The sequence below is a fragment of the Wolbachia endosymbiont (group B) of Silvanus unidentatus genome (assembly GCF_964028615.1).
Lineage (GTDB): Bacteria > Pseudomonadota > Alphaproteobacteria > Rickettsiales > Anaplasmataceae > Wolbachia.
In genome coordinates, this window is sequence record NZ_OZ034795.1 from 934718 (window position 1) to 954612 (window position 19895).

The 19895-nt window shown below is 35.5% G+C and carries 20 protein-coding genes and 3 tRNA genes; 9 read left to right on the top strand and 14 right to left on the bottom strand.

Annotated features, from left to right (window positions below; translation table 11 throughout):
• Positions 1 to 118 precede the first annotated feature (118 nt).
• Entirely contained in the window at positions 119 to 574 is a 456-nt protein-coding gene (gene mlaD, locus ABWU65_RS04315; protein ID WP_007302404.1) for an outer membrane lipid asymmetry maintenance protein MlaD, read from the bottom strand.
• Positions 575 to 576: 2 nt separating this feature from the next.
• Positions 577 to 882, bottom strand: coding sequence for an NADH-ubiquinone oxidoreductase subunit NDUFA12 family protein (locus tag ABWU65_RS04320; protein ID WP_007302403.1), 306 nt, complete (start codon positions 880 to 882; stop codon positions 577 to 579).
• 64 nt (positions 883 to 946) lie between these two features.
• On the opposite strand from ABWU65_RS04320, the gene ABWU65_RS04325 reads away from it, so the two are divergent.
• Both ABWU65_RS04325 and rodA read left to right on the top strand, forming a co-directional pair.
• Positions 947 to 2395 (top strand): proton-conducting transporter membrane subunit, encoded by a 1449-nt coding sequence (locus ABWU65_RS04325; RefSeq protein ID WP_007302402.1) that lies wholly within the window; start codon positions 947 to 949, stop codon positions 2393 to 2395.
• A 45-nt stretch (positions 2396 to 2440) separates the two neighbouring features.
• The gene (gene rodA, locus ABWU65_RS04330; protein WP_007302401.1) at positions 2441 to 3544 is read left to right on the top strand and encodes a rod shape-determining protein RodA; all 1104 of its coding nucleotides are present in this window, start codon (positions 2441 to 2443) and stop codon (positions 3542 to 3544) included.
• 48 nt (positions 3545 to 3592) lie between these two features.
• Here rodA and ABWU65_RS04335 read toward each other — a convergent pair whose 3' ends face one another.
• The 7 genes from ABWU65_RS04335 to mnmE form a co-directional block, all read right to left on the bottom strand.
• Complete coding sequence (locus tag ABWU65_RS04335; protein WP_007302400.1) at positions 3593 to 4834, bottom strand: IscS subfamily cysteine desulfurase; 1242 nt, start codon at positions 4832 to 4834, stop codon at positions 3593 to 3595.
• A 171-nt stretch (positions 4835 to 5005) separates the two neighbouring features.
• A complete protein-coding gene (locus ABWU65_RS04340) occupies positions 5006 to 5554 on the bottom strand; it encodes an ankyrin repeat domain-containing protein (protein WP_353280641.1) in 549 nt (182 codons plus the stop codon).
• 12 nt (positions 5555 to 5566) lie between these two features.
• Positions 5567 to 5896: an ankyrin repeat domain-containing protein gene (locus tag ABWU65_RS04345; RefSeq protein WP_353280347.1), complete on the bottom strand. Its 330-nt coding sequence runs from the start codon at positions 5894 to 5896 to the stop codon at positions 5567 to 5569.
• A 120-nt stretch (positions 5897 to 6016) separates the two neighbouring features.
• Entirely contained in the window at positions 6017 to 7450 is a 1434-nt protein-coding gene (gene terL, locus ABWU65_RS04350) for a phage terminase large subunit (protein ID WP_353280348.1), read from the bottom strand.
• Between the two features lie 651 nt (positions 7451 to 8101).
• The gene (locus ABWU65_RS04355; protein ID WP_007302395.1) at positions 8102 to 9106 is read right to left on the bottom strand and encodes an NAD(P)/FAD-dependent oxidoreductase; all 1005 of its coding nucleotides are present in this window, start codon (positions 9104 to 9106) and stop codon (positions 8102 to 8104) included.
• Between the two features lie 170 nt (positions 9107 to 9276).
• Positions 9277 to 9361 (bottom strand) — tRNA-Ser (locus tag ABWU65_RS04360).
• A 47-nt stretch (positions 9362 to 9408) separates the two neighbouring features.
• Positions 9409 to 10737, bottom strand: a complete 1329-nt coding sequence (gene mnmE, locus ABWU65_RS04365; protein WP_143689258.1) for a tRNA uridine-5-carboxymethylaminomethyl(34) synthesis GTPase MnmE — start codon at positions 10735 to 10737, stop codon at positions 9409 to 9411.
• A 197-nt stretch (positions 10738 to 10934) separates the two neighbouring features.
• Between mnmE and nuoI the strand changes: the two genes are divergently transcribed.
• From nuoI to infC, 3 genes are all read left to right on the top strand, one after another.
• The gene (nuoI, locus tag ABWU65_RS04370) at positions 10935 to 11417 is read left to right on the top strand and encodes an NADH-quinone oxidoreductase subunit NuoI (RefSeq protein WP_353280350.1); all 483 of its coding nucleotides are present in this window, start codon (positions 10935 to 10937) and stop codon (positions 11415 to 11417) included.
• Between the two features lie 185 nt (positions 11418 to 11602).
• Entirely contained in the window at positions 11603 to 13504 is a 1902-nt protein-coding gene (gene thrS, locus ABWU65_RS04375) for a threonine--tRNA ligase (protein WP_007302392.1), read from the top strand.
• A 12-nt stretch (positions 13505 to 13516) separates the two neighbouring features.
• Positions 13517 to 14035, top strand: a complete 519-nt coding sequence (gene infC / locus ABWU65_RS04380; RefSeq protein WP_007302391.1) for a translation initiation factor IF-3 — start codon at positions 13517 to 13519, stop codon at positions 14033 to 14035.
• 22 nt (positions 14036 to 14057) lie between these two features.
• On the opposite strand, the gene nuoF is transcribed toward infC, so the two are convergent.
• Entirely contained in the window at positions 14058 to 15311 is a 1254-nt protein-coding gene (gene nuoF / locus ABWU65_RS04385) for an NADH-quinone oxidoreductase subunit NuoF (protein WP_007302390.1), read from the bottom strand.
• Between the two features lie 17 nt (positions 15312 to 15328).
• A tRNA-Lys gene (locus ABWU65_RS04390) sits at positions 15329 to 15401 on the bottom strand.
• A 300-nt stretch (positions 15402 to 15701) separates the two neighbouring features.
• Here ABWU65_RS04390 and ABWU65_RS04395 point away from each other — a divergent pair.
• The 4 genes from ABWU65_RS04395 (at position 15702) to ABWU65_RS04410 (ending at position 18472) form a co-directional block, all read left to right on the top strand.
• Positions 15702 to 15777: transfer RNA gene (locus tag ABWU65_RS04395), tRNA-Ala, on the top strand.
• 200 nt (positions 15778 to 15977) lie between these two features.
• Positions 15978 to 17423 carry an MgtE intracellular N domain protein gene (locus ABWU65_RS04400; RefSeq protein ID WP_353280352.1) on the top strand — a complete coding sequence of 482 codons (1446 nt, stop codon included), beginning with the start codon at positions 15978 to 15980 and terminating at the stop codon, positions 17421 to 17423.
• A gap of 46 nt (positions 17424 to 17469) precedes the next feature.
• Positions 17470 to 17913 carry a hypothetical protein gene (locus ABWU65_RS04405; protein ID WP_007302388.1) on the top strand — a complete coding sequence of 148 codons (444 nt, stop codon included), beginning with the start codon at positions 17470 to 17472 and terminating at the stop codon, positions 17911 to 17913.
• A gap of 94 nt (positions 17914 to 18007) precedes the next feature.
• Positions 18008 to 18472 carry a hypothetical protein gene (locus tag ABWU65_RS04410; RefSeq protein ID WP_007302387.1) on the top strand — a complete coding sequence of 155 codons (465 nt, stop codon included), beginning with the start codon at positions 18008 to 18010 and terminating at the stop codon, positions 18470 to 18472.
• Between the two features lie 75 nt (positions 18473 to 18547).
• On the opposite strand, the gene ccmE is transcribed toward ABWU65_RS04410, so the two are convergent.
• The 3 genes from ccmE to ABWU65_RS04425 are packed head-to-tail and all read right to left on the bottom strand — an operon-like array spanning position 18548 to position 19894.
• Positions 18548 to 18940 (bottom strand): cytochrome c maturation protein CcmE, encoded by a 393-nt coding sequence (ccmE, locus tag ABWU65_RS04415; protein ID WP_012481969.1) that lies wholly within the window; start codon positions 18938 to 18940, stop codon positions 18548 to 18550.
• Positions 18924 to 19061: a hypothetical protein gene (locus ABWU65_RS04420; RefSeq protein WP_007302385.1), complete on the bottom strand. Its 138-nt coding sequence runs from the start codon at positions 19059 to 19061 to the stop codon at positions 18924 to 18926. The genes ccmE and ABWU65_RS04420 overlap by 17 nt, the downstream gene beginning before the upstream one ends.
• On the bottom strand, positions 19058 to 19894 hold the full coding sequence (locus ABWU65_RS04425) for a biotin--[acetyl-CoA-carboxylase] ligase (RefSeq protein WP_353280354.1): 837 nt from the start codon (positions 19892 to 19894) through the stop codon (positions 19058 to 19060). Before ABWU65_RS04425 ends, ABWU65_RS04420 begins: the two co-directional genes overlap by 4 nt.
• Position 19895: the final 1 nt, after the last annotated feature.

Genomic DNA, 19895 nt, shown 5'->3' on the forward strand with positions numbered 1-19895 from the left:
ATTAGGAATGTAAAACCTAGCAGAAATCTTGATAATTCAAACGCTGAACAACTTCAAGCTATTGATAGAAAAATCCCTTAATTGTACATAGGCCAAGTTGGCTTATGTGTTCTTATTCTCACTTTGTAAACATGCCAATAATTTTATCCACTATTCCACCCATATTTGCTTCAGCTTGAGTATGCGCTATTTTACCACCGTGTGAAATTAATTTAGGATCTGCACCAGGTAATATATTAACAAATTTACTACCAACAACTCCACTACTAGCGATTAGAGCTGAGCTATCAATTGGCAACTTTATGTCTCTGCTTATGCACATATCGATTCGTGCTATGTAGGTAGCTTTGTCAAGTGATACACCAGTTATGCTTCCGATTTCTACACCAGAGATCTTGACACTATCACCAACCCCTACACCGTTAGCATCAGTAAAAAGGCCATGTATTTTATAGCAATCCTTATAATTTCTCTTTATGTAAGATAGCTTATTAATAGCGAAGAAGACAAGAAAAATAGTGAAAATTAATACAAATGATCCAGCAATTATTTCAAGTATATTTGACCTTCGCATCTTTAATTATTAGGATTCCAGCTTTCATAGTAGTTTTTCACCTTTTGATTTGGGTAGTATGCACCTTTCGTACCTGTTAAATTAGGAGTTTTTCTTTTGTTATTATTAACTGGTACTTCATTATTAGTATAATGCAGCCATATATGCCATTCTGGAGGAATTGTTGTGGGCTCAGAAACATTACCATATATTACCCATCTTTTCCCTTTACTTGACTCATAGTAAGAATTTACGTTTTCATCCCTACCTATAAGTTTACCTTTTCTCCTTAATAAGTTTGTTACTGCATTATAAATTTTAGATAACATAAAGGTATTAAAACAAAAAGTATTATATATACTAATACTTTAACGATGTATTAACAACAGTTTAATGCAATTACCAATTCTACAAGTTATTATACCAATAATTGCATCGATGTTCTGCTTTCTTACCAGGAAACATAAGGTGTCCTGGTTTATCTCTTTTTTTACAACGGCAGCTACTTTCTTTATTTCATTAATGTTGCTAGTGAAAACATACAATGGTGAAATTATAACTTATTATCTTGGAGATTGGGCTCCTCCATACGGAATAGAGTTGAGAATCGACATATTGAACTCCTTGATTCTAACTTTGGTGAATTTTATAGCGCTGATTAGTGTGCTTTATAGCTTTCATATTAATGAAAAAGAGATTAGCAAAAACAAAATCATTGGTTTTTATTCTCTATTTTTACTGTGCTTGAGTGGATTACTTGGAATTTTAGTAACAAACGATATATTCAACCTTTATGTCTTTTTAGAAATTTCATCTCTTTCTTCTTATGTTTTAGTTTCAATGGGAAGGGATAAGAAAGCTTTAGTTGCAGCATTTGAATACCTCATTAGTGGTACTGTAGGAGCAACATTTTACTTGTTTGGCATCGGCCTTTTATACTCTATGACCGGAACGCTCAACATGTCTGACATGGCTGAAAGAATAGTACCATTATACGATAATAACATCATAAGACTTGGTACATTATTCATTTTTGTTGGTCTCTCAATCAAAATGGCACTGTTTCCACTCAGCAGATGGCTGGTTAACGCATATAGTGAAGCACCTAGCTTCATTAGCATATTTTTTTCAGGTACAGTAACCAAAGTGATGATATATGTTTTTATTAGAATCTTTTACACTGTTTTTCAGCAAAATTTTTTCTTACCACTAAGCAACGTGATGATCATCCTTGCGCTTTGTGCTGTTGTATTTGGATCAATATCTGCAATGATCGAAAAAGATATAAAAAGACTGTTTGCTCACTCCAGTATCAGTCAGATTGGCTATATAATTTTAATGCTGGGTTTAAATTCAAAAGCAGGTTTGTTTTCAGTAGTTCTTCACATAGTAAATCATAGCATGATAAAAACGTCTTTATTCATGACTGCAGGGTGTATTTCTTATAAGTTTGGTATGACAAAAATAGAAAATTTATCAGGACTAAAAAAGTCAATGCCCTATACAACACTTGCATTTACTCTACTTAGTTTCGCATTAATCGGTGTACCTTTGACAAATGGCTTTGTAAGTAAGTGGTATATGATGAAAGCAATTATCGAATCTCATGCATGGATTTCCCTTGCAGTTTTTGCTGCTGGCTCTTTTCTTGCACTAATATATATGTGGAGAATGGTTGAGAAAATATATTTTGAAAACAGTACAGCATCAAACGCTGGAATGACACTTAATGAGGTACCATTGCTTATGCTCTTTTGTCTATTATTTATGGCAATTTTAACGGTAATAACTGGGATATATAGTAGTCCAATTCGGTTGGTAATTAATAAATTTGCTTTTTGATTTTCTTATGTTTTATTGTATCTCAAAGTCTGTAAAGTTTTTGCTGTGGATAAGCTGAAGAAGATTCACTTATTATTAGTCATTAACGTAATAGCTCTGTTTTGCGTTGGCATTGTTGTGCAATATTCTTCTGCTGGAGGAAAGTGGGCTCCATTTGCAATTCACCAATTGGTCATATTCTCTTTCTTCTTTTTGCTTGCTATAGCTATGTCATTTATAGAGCTAGATTTTTATTTGAAGCACGCTTATTTTTTTTACATAGCAGCAGTAATTGCGCTGTTAGCAGTAAATTTTTTTGGCTCGCATATAATGGGTGCAACGAGATGGATAAGAATTGGGTCAATTAGTTTACAACCATCAGAATTTGTAAAAGTGGGCTTAATACTTGCACTTGCTCGTTATTTTAATAAACAAAGTGTGTATAAAATGATGAAATTTCAAAGTTTATTTAAGCCACTTATAATTATTTTCTTACCTGTATTCCTTGTATTGAAGCAACCTAATTTAGGAACAGCTGTAATAATATTGTTTATAGGAGCATCAATTATATTCACAGCAATAATGGAAAGACCTCATTTAATAATTTTTGGAGCGCTTGGCATTTTCGCAATACCAGCTATTTGGCCTTTTTTGCGCCCTTATCACAAGCAAAGGATATTATCATTTTTGGATTCATCAGTAGATCCACTTGGAATAGGTTATAATGCACAGCAATCTCAAATAGCTATTGGTTCAGGAGGTTTATTTGGTAAGGGATTTGTTAATGGGAGTCAAACTCAACTTGGATTTTTGCCAGAGAAACGCACAGATTTTGCTTTTGCGGTACTGAGTGAGGAATGGGGTTTTTTAGGCAGCATAACTTTGATTTTACTCTATACCACATTCCTCGCTATAATATTCTCTATCGCTTACAGGTCAAAAAATTATTTTTCTAAGTTAATATCTATCGGGGTTTTCGCCTTTTTTGGTGCTCATTTCTTTATAAACATTGGAATGACAATAGGCCTTTTACCTATAATAGGTGACCCACTTCCATTTCTATCCTATGGCGGAAGCACAACTGCTGCGAGCTTAATATGTATAGGATTGCTACTTAGTTCCGTGGCATCTACAAAGAACTTAAAGCTAAGTTTCCGATTTCACCCATAGAAAGAGCTTAGACAACCATCACTCTGCTAATGGTTAACGTCTTATTCTTCAATGAGAATCCCATTTTACGGTGCTTAAATCTATTCCCTCTTGTACCATTTCCAAAAGTGGGCTCATTTCTCTTAGCCGTCCAACATTTTTAGTAACAAGATCTGCTGCATATAGAACTTCATCTTTAGTTGTAAATCGGCCAAGGCCAAATCTAATTGATGAATGCTCAAGATCGTGGCCATTGTTTAGTGATCTTATAACATAAGAAGGCTCAAGGGATGCAGATGTGCATGCAGAACCAGAGCTTACTGCTAAATCCTTGATTGCCATGATAAGAGACTCACCCTCAACATAAGGAAAACTTAAGTTAAGGTTACCTGGAATCCTATTTTCGTAGTCACCATTTAAAACAACATCAGGAAATGCCTCTTTTATTTTGTTGTACAAAATATCTCTCAACTCTTCTAATTTGCTTGCTTCTATTTCCATTTCTTCTTTAGCGATACGTGCCGCTTCACCAAAACCAACTGCAAGGGGAGTAGGAACTGTTCCAGAGCGCATGCCTCTCTCCTGTCCACCACCACTAATTAGTGGCGTCAACCTAACACGAGGATTTTTTCTACGGACATATAATGCACCTATTCCCATAGGTCCATAAATTTTATGGCTAGAAAGGCTCATAAGATCAATGTTCATTTCATTTACGTCTATTGGAACTTTTCCAAAGCTTTGAGCAGCGTCTGTATGAAAAAATATATTATGCTTTCTACACATTGCACCAATTTCTTTGACAGGTTGCATTACTCCGATCTCATTATTTGCCATCATCACTGAAATCAGAATTGTTTTATCAGTGATTGCCTCCTCAAGTTTCAACAAATCTATAATTCCGTTTTGCTTAACGGACAAATATGTAACTTTAAAGCCTTCATTTTCCAGATGTCGACAAGAATCTAAAACGCACTTATGCTCCGTGCAGACAGTTATTATATGATTTCCCTTATTCTTATAAAAATGAGCAACACCTTTGATAGCCATGTTATTTGATTCGGTTGCACCCGAGGTAAAGACGATTTCTTTGCTGTCTGCATTCACTAAATCAGCAATGTGCTTCCTTGCTTTTTCTACTGCTTCCTCAGCTGTCCAACCAAATGAATGACTACGAGAGTGTGCATTACTAAACTCACCAAAATAAGGTATCATCACCTCCAAAACACGAGGATCTACTTTAGTAGTAGATTGATAATCGAGAAATATTGGTAATTTTATTTTAGCATTGCGTATTTTTTCCATATTCATAGTCAGGTTTCAGCATAGAAGTTACAATATTTAGTAGCACTAAAGCTTAATTTTTTCAAGATATAATCTTGCCTAAACGAAAGTTGTCAGCGCTCTCTCCTACGTTATTCCAGTGTCCCTGTAATGTCATTTTCTATGATCAGTAGTTTATGCAGCTAGGTCGAATACGCGCTAGGTAACCCTACTAGTGCTAGCAGCTTCTTGACGCCCATCCATTAAGACTGCTACTCCATCAACTTTAGTACTGGGCTTTAACATCATATATGTAGCACCACCAACTGCTAGTCCTGTTGCTATAACTGCAACCACTGCTATTGGTGTAGAGGGTTTTGACTCAGCTGTAACTATTCCAGTTGCAGAAAGTGCTTTCGCTATTAAAACACCTGATAATGCAGTTGCACTACCGGCAAAAAAACCTTTCACAATTGCTGATGTGCGTTGTTTTTCCTCTTTAGCTAAATTCCTAGAAGCAGTTCTAGCATGATTTTTCACATTAACATAGGAGCCTTCACGTTTTTTTGGCGGAGTAAATACATAATCTCTTTGAATAGCCAAAGATGAAGGTGTCACTCTATAGTCATCTTTTATATTAACATCCGCACCGTTTCTTACGAGAGATTCTACCACGTCTGCATGGCCAATTATAAGAGCTAAATGTAAAGGAGTCCATCCCTCCTTATCTTCTTGTTCATTAATCCTGATTTCATCTTTTTCCAACAGAGCATCTACTACCTATTTATAACCATTTTCAGCAGCTAAATGTAAAGGTGTCTTTTTATTTTTATCTTTTATATTAACATCTATCCCTTTTGTTACTATTAAAGCCTTTGTCAAGCTCGTATAGCCTAACTTAGCAGTTAAATGTAATAATGTGAATTCATTATCTCCAACTTCAAATTTATAATTTACATAAAAATTACTCTCTTCCCACTGTTTAAATACCTCTTCATTGCTTGCCTTTAGCTCTTCTTTTACTTTTTCAATTACGTTCCTTTTATCTAATTTATTATCACTATTAACCGTACTTAATATTTCCCGCCACTGCTGATAATTTATTGTCATAATTTTTACCCTAATCTTAAATAATTTATTTAATTTTTAAATAATTAAAATAAGAAATCAATATTTATTTTAAATGAGCTTATAATCGAAATTGTGGGTAGCAAATTATTGCCTCTTGAATCACAATGTTCGTATAGCTGCAACCCTGAAGCTACTATCTCTCATCCACTGAAGGTATTGCACAGTGCTGTCTACTTGATCGTCGTGGCGGGTTTCTGGGAACATTAAAATTTCATACTCAAAATCGCTGAGCCATATTGCTTGATGCGGCAGAAAAACCTTGCCGGATTCTATTATCGGAACAATCTGGTGGAATCGAGCGATTTTACTGTTATGCGGCACTATCTCAATAACAGGTATTGTCTTTAGCTCTTGAATCAATTGTTGACCGCTTGTTTTTGCTTCGATTAAAATTGCGTGTGGCTTCCACCTTGCAGCTAGTGATAGAACTTGTTCTTTAAGTTTTGGATACTCAAGCTTCGCACGGTATACATCGAGTAAATAAAACTTATTATTCACCTTTGTCCAGGTGGTGCAGACACTAAAGCCGCTAGAATCGTTTGTTGAAACTGCAGTATCCCAGCTCTGAGTTATATGTGAGAGATTGTCAGGAAAATTTCTATAGCGTTTCAACCATTCTTGCTTAATTATACCACTTGAAAGCGGCAGAGGATTTTGTTGATATTGAGCAGCAAAAGCGTAACTCCCAAGTTCAGCCTTTATCATTTCAATTTCTCCTACATCTAGGGGATATAGCAGCTGACCTTCCTTTTTTAAGTATAAAATCCTTGAAGATGTAGCGCCTGTTGAGCTTTTGCACTCATTTGTAGTTACTTGAATAATAGGAACAGGAGAAGGGAGAATTGATCTTTTGATTGAATAGATAATTTCCTTATTTTCAGAAATCATTGGCAAACAAACATGATGCCATATATTTTTCGGCTTGGAGAGAAGATGCCCAGTCAAATCCTCTTGATGTAGTCTGTGCATTACAACAACGATAACTCCTTTTTTCCTGTCATTAAGCCTGGTTATTAGAGTCTGATCGAACCAGTTTGTGGCACGTTTTCTAAACGTCTCGCTCAAAGCTTGAGAGGAACTCAGTGGATCATCCACGACGATAAAATCTCCACCTTCACCAGTCAGTGTTCCACCAACAGATGTTGCAATCCTACATCCTCTCTGCACTGTTTGAAATTTATATTTAGTGTTCTGGTCTTTGCATAGTTCTGCCTCTGGAAATAGCACTCTATACCAACTAGACTGCATCACGCACCTGGTGTCAAGCGAATGCTTTTCGCTAAGCCGCTGAGAATAGCTTGCAACTATTATTCTTGCGGTTGGCTGATTACCAAGTATCCATGCGGGCCATGCAACACTCACGCACATAGACTTCATCGAGCGCGGAGGCATATTGAATATTATTCGCTTCACTTCACCAACACTTGCTGCTTCAAGCCTGTCTGCTATGATTTTTATATACTGATAATTGTTATACTCACATCCCGGCATCACCGTTTGAAAGCATAGTTCGATAAATTTTAAAAAGTTCATGTTAGTCTCCTATAGTGTTAGTGGAATTTACTTTATGGTGGTGTCAGCCTCTTTGGTGTCATATCAGCGTCCTTTTTCTTGTCATCCAAGTAGCCCTTTCCTTGTCATTCCAGTGCTTGACACTGGTTCACCTTATGATGGTGTTATTCAAGTAGCCTCTATCCAAGTGCCCCTTTGGTGTCATCCGAGTAGCTGACACTGGTTTCTTACCAACAAAACCTAGCATAACTTTTGTGCTCAAAAGATTTCTGGATTCCAGCATCAAGTGCTGGCCTGAAGCTTTAGTTACAAGTATTAAGAAATTCACCAAATGAAGAAAAAAGGCAAAAGAATCCCCGTGTAACGAGTTTTGACCCTATAATAATGTAAATTGGCATTGTAATAATGTGCTAACGCTTATTTAAAGCGCATTTTGGCTGAATGTAGAAAAAATAAAAAAGACATGCAGCCGCTATAATTTTATGTAATCTGCCAATATATACCTGAGTTTTTTACTGAATTTTGTTGTTAAATCTGCAGAGATTAAAAACAAGGATAAATACTCTTATTGATATGATAAGGGAGTTGGGGAAATTTGTAAAGTAATCTTTTTCGTTTGTATTCCCTTATGCTTGAGATAACTGCATGCAGGTTCATGGATCTCTTTACTCTTTAATTTCGATGAATTCCCTTTGAAGTTGAATATTGAAAATTAACTGGAGAATTGTGAATTACTTTGTATATGTGATAACAAGCCATGGCGCTCTCAGCAAAACCATTTAGTATCAATTTTAGTTTGTCTGGATAAGTAGCTATATCTCCGATTGCATATATTCTATCTCTACTGGTTCTAAGTGTAGCTGGGTCGACAATTATGCGGCCATGTTCTAACTCTATACCCCAATTGTTTATTGGACCAAGATTCATTGATAATCCAAAAAATGGCAGCAAAAAATCAGCGGATATTTCTCTTTCTTCCTTAGAGGCAATGTTTTTTACTATCACTGCTCTCAACTGCCCATTACCTCCTGCTAGTTCGTGTAATTGATATGGCACTACCAGTTCTATCTTTCCGTCATTTTCAAGTGATTCTAATTTATTTCTAGTTTCAGGAGTGCAGCGAAATTCCTTTCTCCTATGTATCACATAAATTTTCTTCGCAACTTTAGAAAGTTCTACAGTCCAATCAGCCGCAGAATCACCCCCCCCTGCAATGACTATAGTTTTGTCCTGAAAATCAGAAATTTTATTTACACTATAAAATACAGATTTATTTTCATATTCTAATATACCACTTAAGGGTGGACGGTTAGGTTCAAACATTCCGTTACCTGCAGCAATGATAACGGCTTTGCATTTTACCTCTGTACCTATGTTCGTTATGATAGTAAAGTTTTCACCTTCGTTATTTGAAATCTTTTCCACTTTTTGACTTAAATGGTAAACAGGCTCAAACGGTGAAGCTTGCTCCATTAACTGCTCAATTAATTTTTGGGCAGTAATTACAGGATAACCAGGTATATCATATATTGGCTTTTCTGAGTAAAGAGCTGTGCATTGTCCTCCTGCTTGATCCAAAACATCTATTACATGACATCTCATATCAAGCATTCCCGCTTGAAAAGCAGTGAATATTCCAATAGGCCCTGCACCTATTATTACTATATCGGTTTCCATATTCAGATGGTGATCTATTTATAGATATTAGCTTTCTTTGCTAACAAGGTCAATTTACAAAGGGATGTATTTTTAAAAGATGTGGCTAGATTAGATAAGATTTCCAGCGTTATGAACCATCTAAATAAGCTCTAAAAATTAACTAACATTTTAAATCTGAGAAGTAAGTGCGGACGGAATGGGATTCGAACCCATGGTACGTTTCCGTACGTCAGTTTTCAAGACTGGTGCCTTAAACCGCTCGGCCATCCGTCCACCTCTTTTTTACCACAATATTTAATTTCAAGCAATCTATAAAAATCTTACTTGCCTACACAAAAGCTACTAAACACACTATCCAATATTTCCTCAACATTAATAATTCCAATCACTGCACCAAGTTCAAATGCAGCAAGCCTCAAGTCTTCAGATATCAACTCAATTGGATTATCGATATTAAAACGTTGTAAATGTTCCAGTGCTTTCTGCATGTGACTCCTATGTCTTTGCCGAGTAATCACAGGAGTGTCTCTATCATGCCCAAATTTTTCCTCTGCCTTCTTTTTTATGAGAGAGATCAACTTGTTTGTACCTATTCCCTTTAAAATAGAAATAGGTAGAAAATCTACACCGCCAATCAGTATATTTCTGTCATTAATTGCATCGTCAGCTTTGCTCAATACATAAATAGTATCGCTATTTACAACGTTGCAATTGATATTATGACGCTGTTCAAAAGGAAATAGTTCTATTCTTAAATCAGCTTCAAAAGACCTTTTTTTCGCTCGACTTATACCTTCTGATTCTATTGGATCTGAACTCTCACGAATTCCAGCAGTATCAGAGAGAATGATTGGGTATCCCCCAATGTCAATATGAGCTTCAAGTATATCTCTTGTTGTGCCTGCATATTCAGAAACAATAGCAATATCACGCTTGGCTAAGAAATTAAACAGAGTTGATTTACCGACATTTGGTTCACCAGTTATTACAATATGTAAACCCTCACGCAACCTTTCGCCCCGTCTATTATCATTTAAATGCTCTTGTATCAACTGCACGAGAGATTGCACTTCATTATTAATTTTTTCCAATTCACTTTTTTCTGCCCAAATGTCCTCTGGAAAGTCTATATATGCTTCGATTTTGGATTGTATCGTTATTAATCTTTGCCTCCAATTGCTGTATAGTCTCTCCAATTCTCCTGATATTTGCTTAATCGCTTGTTTAGCTTGCATTTTCGTTTCAGCATCAATTAAGTCTGCAATTCCTTCTATTTGCGTTAAGTCAAATTTACCATTTAGAAAAGCCCTAAGTGAGAATTCTCCAGGCCTGGCCATAACGAAAATTTTTGATAATTTCTCCAAGATGATTTTTATGACGGCCTTGCTTCCATGCACTTGTAACTCTATAACATCCTCGCCAGTGAAACTGTTTGGAGCAGGGAAATAGATGATTATTCCATTATCTATCAATTGATTGGAATCATCATATAGATCAACTAAAGTAGCAAATCTTGGTTTGATTTTTTTCTTAATATGAAAATGATTTAAAGCTTTAAGGGTGTAGTTGCCTGAAATTCTGATTACTGCAACTCCTGACTTACCAAATACGGTCGACAAAGCAAAAATAGTTTCATTTGTGTTTGTCATTATTTATATAAACTACTTAGCAATTTAAGAAATCGAAATACCTAATCTAAAAAATTTTTGCTTATATTACTTATTCATATTAATGCAGTATTAGTAAATATATTGTATAGAAAAACTACAAAAGTCATCCAGATGAAAATATTTATTTTGAAAACTGATAATATGATTTATAATGACTGACACAAGTTTTAAATATTATGCTCAAGAAATTAGCTTGGTATTGGTCTTCTGTAGAGTTAATTAAAGGGTTTGTTATTACATTAAAATATATGTTCAAACCAAAGGTTACTTTGAGGTATCCTATGGAGAAGGGCCCTTTAAGTCTAAGGTTTCGTGGTGAGCATGCGCTGCGTAGGTATCCAAATGGTGAAGAACGATGCATAGCTTGTAAGTTATGCGAAGTTATCTGCCCTGCTCAAGCAATAGTTATTGAAGCAGAGGAAAGAGAAGACGGTAGTCGCCGCACCACACGCTATGATATTGACATGACAAAATGCATATATTGCGGACTTTGTCAAGAAGCATGTCCAGTTGATGCAATTGTGGAGGGTCCTAACTTTGAATTTGCTACTGAAACAAGAGAGGAGCTAATGTACAATAAAGAAAAGCTATTGCGTAATGGTGAAGTTTGGGAAGAAGCAATTGCACTCAGGTTAAAAAAGAATAGGCCGTATTATTAACTAGGTATGTCAACAATTAAAATTTCTTACAGCAAGTATGTAATAGATCTCTTGTACAACTGTTATTTAACTGAAAGATCAGTAGCTCACCTTTTGGTGTCATTCCAGCGCGTGGCGCTGGAATGTAGAAAAGAAAGAAACATGGATCCCAGTGTCAAGCACTGGGATGATAAAAGGTCTAATGAATGATAAAAGTTACCTTTTTAGCCGAACAAAAAGTAAAAGAATACAGTGGTAGAGTCACTGGCTTTGATATATTACAACCGGATGCTTTGAGAGAAGCAATTGCCTTTAAGGTAAATGGTGAGTTGTATGATCTCTCACGTGAAATTGAATCTGATACAGAGATAGAGGTAATACAACTGAGTGACGAAGCGGGTTTAGATATAATAAGGCATGATGCTGCTCATATAATGGCGCAGGCAGTAAAAGAGCTCTTTCCTAATACTCAGATTACTATCGGGCCAACAATTCAAGATGGTTTCTACTATGATTTTGCTACAGATCGTACCTTTACCACGGACGATCTTGCTGCAATAGAAAAAAAAATGAAGGAAATTATAAAAAGTAACCACAGATTCGTCCGAGAAGTTTGGACTCGTAAGCAGGCAATTGATTTCTTTAGTGATATAGGTGAAAGATACAAGGTTGATATTGTCTCATCAATACCAGAAAACGAAAACCTAACTGTTTATAAACAAGGCAACTTTGTAGACCTATGTCGTGGTCCGCACTCACCATCAACTGGCAGAGTTAAAGCGTTTAAACTTATGAAAGTAGCAGGTGCATACTGGCGTGGCGATTCTAAGGGCCCAATGTTGCAAAGAATATATGGCACCGCGTGGAGAAATAAGGATGAATTAAATACTTATCTTAAACGTCTGGAGGAAGCAGAAAAACGCGACCACCGCAAAATTGCTAAGGATATGGACTTATTTCACATTCAAGAGGAAGCTGTTGGGCAGATTTTTTGGCATGAACAGGGATATACTTTATATAATGTTCTTGAGTCTTACATCAGAAAAAAGTTAATGAACAATGGCTACTTTGAGGTGAAAACCCCTATTTTAGTAAGCAAAGAGCTGTGGGAAAAATCGGGACATTGGGATAAGTTTCGTGAAAATATGTTCATTATTGATGAATCTGAAAGTAAAAAGCTAGCAATAAAACCCATGAATTGCCCTTGTCATGTGCAGATTTTTAATTCTCACATCAGAAGCTATCGTGATTTACCGATACGTATGGCAGAGTTTGGCACATGCCATAGAAATGAAAGCTCAGGCTCATTGCATGGACTGATGCGAGTGCGTGGTTTTACGCAAGACGATGCACATATTTTTTGTATGGAAAAACAAGTGAATTCTGAAACTGTAAAGTTTTGTGACCTTTTAAAAGAAGTATATTCAGAACTTGGGTTCAATGAAATTTCTGTGAAATTTTCAGACCGTCCAGATACTAGATCAGGTAATGATGAAGTGTGGGATAGAGCTGAAAGAGCACTGCTTGAAGCAGTTAAAGAAGCAGGGCTTAGTTATGAACTTAATCCTGGTGAAGGTGCATTTTATGGTCCAAAGTTAGAGTTTATTTTGAAAGATGCAATAGGTAGAAATTGGCAATGTGGAACGTTGCAAGTTGATTTTATTTTACCGGAGCGGCTTGGAGCTTTTTATATAGGAACAGACGGGCACAAGCATCACCCTGTCATGTTACATAGGGCAATTCTTGGAACTTTTGAGCGTTTTATTGGAATTTTAATAGAAAATTATGCAGGAAAATTTCCAGTTTGGCTTGCTCCAACACAGCTTGCTATTCTGACCATTACAAATGAGTCTGACGGTTATGCTACAGAAATCAGCAACGTTTTAAAAGAACAAGGTGTGAGAATCAAAACTGATTTGACCAATGAAAAAATTAGCTATAAGATACGTTTGCATAGTTCAAGTAAGGTACCTATATTATGGATCATAGGCAAAAATGAAGTTACAAATAAAACTGTGTCAGTGAGAAATTTAGGATCGGAAAAACAGGAGTCTTTTTCTTTGGAGAATGCTACTGAATTGCTGTTAAAGATTATTAATTTGAATTAATGGAGCTAAAATTTGCAAGTCAAAAAGAACAATAAAAACAGAATTAATGAACTCATCACAGCTAAGGAGGTACGCTTAGTTGATCATAGTGGTGAAATGGTCGGAATTGTTCCAATAGAAAAAGCTTTGGAAGTTGCACAAAGTGTTAATTTAGACTTGGTAGAAATCGCACCTGATTCAACTCCTCCAGTATGTAAAATTCTGGACTATAGCAAACAAAAGTATGATATAAAAAAGAAGGCAAGTGAAGCAAAAAAGAAACAAAAAACATTAACTATAAAAGAAATTAAACTGGGTCCTAATATTGGTGATCACGACTACGAAACAAAATTGCGTCAAGCAAGGGATTTTCTTGTGCATGGACATAGAATTAAAGTCACAATGAGATTTAGAGGGAGAGAGCTTGTAAACACTGAAGTTGGACTGAAAAAATTAGAACGGCTAATTAGAGACGCTGAAGATATTGCAAAAGTAGAATTAGCACCTAAAAGGGAAGGAAATCAATATTCTTTAACTTTAGCTGCTAAGTAGTAAAATCATTTAAAAGTATAAGTTAAGTTACTATCCTCTCTTCAATTATATGACGAAAATGTCTGATTAATCCTTGAACTGGCCAAGCTGCAGCATCGCCAAGTGCACAAATTGTATGCCCTTCTATTTGAGTTGTAAGGTCAAGTAGCTTATCTACTTCACCAGGTTTAATATTTCCTGCTACCATTCTTCTCATAATCCTCCACATCCATCCAGTGCCTTCACGGCATGGTGTACATTGTCCGCAGGACTCATGCATATAGAAATGTGATAATCTTTCTATTGCAGCTATTATGTCAGTTGATTTATCCATCACTATTACAGCAGCAGTACCAAGCCCTGATTGTGCAGCCCTTAATGAATCAAAATCCATTTCAATAGTATCACATATAGATTTTGGAATTAGTGGGACTGAAGACCCACCAGGTATTACAGCAAGTAAATTATCCCAACCTCCTCTCACTCCACCTGCGTATTTTTCAATTAATTCACGCAGTGAAATTCCGAGCTCTTCTTCAACATTACATGGATTATTTACATGCCCTGAAATGCAAAAGACCTTAGTGCCAGTATTATTTGGTTTACCAAGAGATGCAAACCACTCTCCTCCGCGATTTAGAATATCTGGAACCATGGCTATAGTTTCAACATTGTTTATTGTAGTTGGACAACCAAAAAGTCCAACACCTGCAGGAAATGGAGGTTTCATGCGAGGAAAGCCCTTTTTTCCTTCAATGGATTCGAGTTGAGCTGTTTCTTCCCCACATATGTAAGCTCCTGCACCCCTATGGATAAACACATCAAGATCATAACCTGATTTGCAGGCATTTTTTCCAATTAAGTTTTCTTTATAGGCTTCCTCAAGTGCCTTTTTTAGAACTAAATATTCATTATAAAATTCACCCCTGATATAAATATATGCAACTGATGCGCTGATCGCTCTGCCAGCTAGAAGAATTCCCTCAAGTAACTTATGTGGCTCATATCGTAATATATCTCTATCTTTACACGTACCAGGTTCTGACTCATCTGCATTGACTACTAAATACGCTTTTAAAGGATTTTTAGGCATAAAGCTCCACTTAAGGCCAGTAGAAAATCCTGCACCCCCTCGACCTCTCAAGCCAGATTTCTTTACTTCATCAATGATTTTTTCTGATCCTAAATCCAGTAATTCCTTTGTTTTTTGCCAACTACCACGTTTTTTTGCACCTTCAAGTAGTGGTGTTTCTTTACCATTTAAGTTTATGAATATTTTATCCTGTTCTTTTAGCATGCTTTTAAGATTCTAAGTGATCCCGACGCGATTCGAACGCGTGACCCACTGATTAAAAGTCAGTTGCTCTACCGGCTGAGCTACGGGATCATTTTATTTTTCAGCTACACTAAACAGTAATATAGTTTTTATCCGTTTTAATCAAACTAAAATTTTCATGTGTGGTTAAATAAATTACATAATGTACTGCATTAGTGATAATTTAATTAAAAATTTTTGAAGGAAAACTTCTTGTTAATTCAAAGATTCATTTTGGTAAAGCTGACGTACAACTCTAAAAAGATAGAGAATTATACATAAATGCAGAATTTGTGCACTATTTAGCAATAGCCTCACAAATAAATATTTCTTGCATTTCAGCGTGAGTGATTTATGCTTTAAGCAAGAATTGGGGGCATAGCTCAGCTGGTAGAGCATCTGTTTTGCACGCAGAAGGTCAGCGGTTCGATCCCGCTTGCCTCCACCAATATAGGTTCTAGCGTATCATAAAGTCAGCTTATTTTAATCTAGGAGTGTTTTATACTAGTTTCCTAAAAAATCCCTCTTTCTATAACTTTTCTTTATGCAAGTAATGTGTGTTATTATAATTCTGATATATACTAACTTAACAATAAATTAATCAATAAATGTTAGAATAGCTATAATTAAGTTGATTAGGAAATACTTATGAGTAGCAAGAAACGCGTTTTTAAGATGGTACCCGGAGAGGAATTATCAAAAGGATTTGGTAACAACGTCTATTGGCCTGAATTTTCTCTTTTTCAATCGGTTAAAAAAGTTAAGCTTGTGCAACTGGGAAAAGAAGATGAAACGATAGAATTACCAATAAGATTATGCGGCAATAACATCCTTGGAGATACCTTTTATTGCATAAGGAACGAAGAGGGAAATACTTTGAAAGGTAGTTTTTCTAGAGATAAACCATGTTATACAAAAAACAGTTGTGCATTTGTATATTGTAATGATATGTTAGTCAAGCTATCAATGAAATCGTACTTTGTAGACTGCGAAGAAGGTTGTTCTGGTACTTTGCGTAATGATATTAAATCTGAGAGATCTAAGTACATTTATGTAACACAGGAAGAATTGTCTGATACTTATAAATATTATTTCTCAGATTATCAAGGAAATATTGTTAATTCACCTGACAATCAGGCATTACAATATATTGGGCTGGACGTCAGTGAAGAAACAGTAAAAAATATATTATCTAAAATACCAGAGAATATAATACTATCAAAGGTGTTTGCTAAAATTTTTGTTGGGGGACTAACAGAAGATCAGTTAGAAACTCTTACCCATACTCTTAGTGAAGTCCAAATAGAGAACTTAGTAAAGCACTTAACAGATAATCAATGGAAAACTTTGGTGAGTCATTTAACCAATCACCAATTACATATTCTTGCTTATGAACTAAATCCAGAAAAATTACAAATAATTATTCCTATTTTAAATGATGATCAGCTTGGAGCCCTAGTGAGAGAATTAAATCCAGAGCAAGTAAGAGAAATTTTACCTCATTTAAAAGTCGATCAGTTCAAGGCACTTATCAATAATATAGACGATTATCAGCTTGTAGAATTAGCAAAAGATTTAGATGAGCACCATTTGACCATTCTTTCCAAGGAATTGTGGTCTGAGCAACTTCCAGCCCTAGTACACACTTTAGAAGGAGATAGGTTACATAATTTAATTAATAAACTAGACCACGATAAACTTGCAATAGTAGCTCGAGATTTAACTGATTCTAATAAGATTCAGATTATCATTAAGTCTTTAGCTGACAACCCAGACAAACTTCAAGCTTTTGCTCGCAATATGTCTAATGAGCAGTTTAAAGAACTTTTGGATAATTTAGGTGCAGGAGAGCTGAAAGATATTATTCACAAATTGCCTCACGAGAAAGTCATGTCTGTGATTGGTGATCTTAGCAGTAAAGATCAGTCCAATGCTATTATTGATGCATTGAAAGAGAAACTTGAAGAACAGAATAAACATAACGAGGAAATCAAGGAGATGCTCAAGCAAATCAAGGATGATATGCCAGAAATTGGACAGGCCCCAGACTTCACAATAGTAGACATTAATAATGACTCACTGTTATTTGTATAGTAGTGATTTATAAAGATAAGTAGTTTTTTTATAGGAGGTAACTATTATGAGTAAAAGTACAAAATTATATTCTAGTGAAGGAGTTGAATTAAATAGTACATTACAACTTCAGAAGCCGGCGTTTAATAAACCAGATTTTGTAACACCAGAAATAAAGAAGATTACTACTAAAAGCAAACCGGATGGGATTGATATAACCAAGGTCATGAAAGAAGAAGAGATTAATGCTATACCGGCAATCACGATAAGCGTTAAGAATCTTAAAAATTTTTATGATGGTCTGATGAAAAGTATTAATAAATATAACGGCGATATAAGTGAGGCGATTACAAATGGCGTAGTAACACCACTGTCATTAACTATAGAAAACATAGGCGCAAAGACAAGCGAGATAGACGATAAACTTAAAGATCTTCAGACTAGACTTGATGATATACCAGAGATTGGAGGAGCTCCTGCATTTACTGGCGAAGAGAACGGATTGCTTTAATAAAAAAGGTAGCAGCTTGCTAGCAGGCTGTTACCTCTTTTCACATACCATTTCAATGTAGCTGAGTTGATTTTAAAATTTTATAGGAGTTAGCATGAATAATAGTAAACAAGAAAGCGAAAATAACTTTGAAGCAATAAACCAAATGAGCGATTTCAACTTTAAAGAAATAGACAATATAGAAGTTGAAGTTAAGCCCACAAACTTTGAGGACATTGAAGATAAAATTGCAACAATTCATTACGTCTATCAAGTTATGGATAAGTTAGTCTGCGATTTAAACGAGAAGTTTGTTTCGGGCTTGCGTGTCTCAATTATGGAGAACATAGCACAACTTAGAGGAGAGTTTATTGATATGAACCAACACTTGGCCGAAGGTTTATCTCATTTGAATAAGTTAATTCAGCAGGATGGATTTATTGATAATAATCAAAACTATAGAACATGGGCAGAAGAACTTGATCACCTAAGGGGCGAAGTTGAAGGATTAAAAGCAGCAATAATTGACCATAATGACGTAGAATGGGAAGCACCAACTCACTCTGATATATTGTGGTAGTTAGGAAAGTAACAGCTTGCTAGCAGGCTGTTGCTTTCTTTCACATACCATTTCAATACAACTGAATTAGGAAATCTATTTTAGGACTTTCGGCTTATAGTTCTCATCATGTTTTGCAAACACCGTATCTGCAAGAAAGGTACCATTATCAAACATTTTACCTTGTACAACAACACCACTTTTTTCTGAAAACATTGGTGGAAGTATTCCCTGATATTTCACCATAACGCTCTTATTAAAATCTGTCATCTGAAAAATTACTTCGCTTTCGCTCCGTATCACGCTATTTTCAACAATCATTCCACCAACACGGATTGGCTTTTGATTATTTGGTAAAACTATTGCCTCACTTACTGTATAGAAAAATGAGATATTTTCTTTGAGCGTTGTTAAAATAAAAAAAACTGCACAACTTAAAAAGCAGAAAATTCCTGAAGTTATAAGTAATCGCTTATGTTTCTTCTTCATTATTATCTTTCAGGCTTTCTAGAATTTTTTTACTTTTAGTATAGCAAGAAACGGTAAAAATCAAATTTCCACCAATCAGTATGAAACTAATAAGGTAAGCAAAAATTACATATGTATTCATAATGCACTGCCAATAAATAACTCACCTGCATCAAAATAAATTAAGCTTCCATCCTTTTGCTGCAACACCAATTTACCACTTTTATCTATATCAGCAAAAATTCCTTCATACAATTTGTCAGCTAACTTTACACTGATTTGCTCATTCATTTTGAATGCTTTTTTTAACCACATTTCTCTTATAGCATAAAACCCATCAAATAGCCATTGCTTTCTTAGCTTATTAAAATTTATTATTAATTCCTTTAATAGATCCATGTTAGACACAGATTCACCGTAATTGCTAATGCACGTTGTGCCTGGAAGTGGCGCATGATTGACATTAATTCCAATTCCTATAATGAGCCAATTTGAATTGGATTTTTTTTCAACCAATATTCCGCTTATTTTCTTGCCATCGATTAGAATGTCATTTGGCCATTTATGTTGAAGATTGAGATCGTTTATGAATTGATCTCTTGTCATCCCAGTGCTTTGACACTGGGATCCAGAAGAAAAAGTATGGATTCCAGTGTCACGCACTGGAATGACACCGCAGTGGGTTTGATTATTCAAGAAATTTAACGATAATAAAGTATTTCCAACAGCAAGAGCAGTCACAAAAGTCAATTCTGTCAATTTGCTGACATCCGTTTCTTGGTTAATTATCAAACTCGCATAGAGATTACCCTCTGGAGAAATCCAGCTTTTTCCAGTGCGTCCCCTACCTTCTGTTTGTTTATCAGCAATAATGACAGTTTCATTTGATATCCCTTTCTCAATTAAACCCAATGCTTCTTTATTAGTACTTGGAACTTCTTTGTAATGATGAATATGAAAACCTTCAAGGATCACC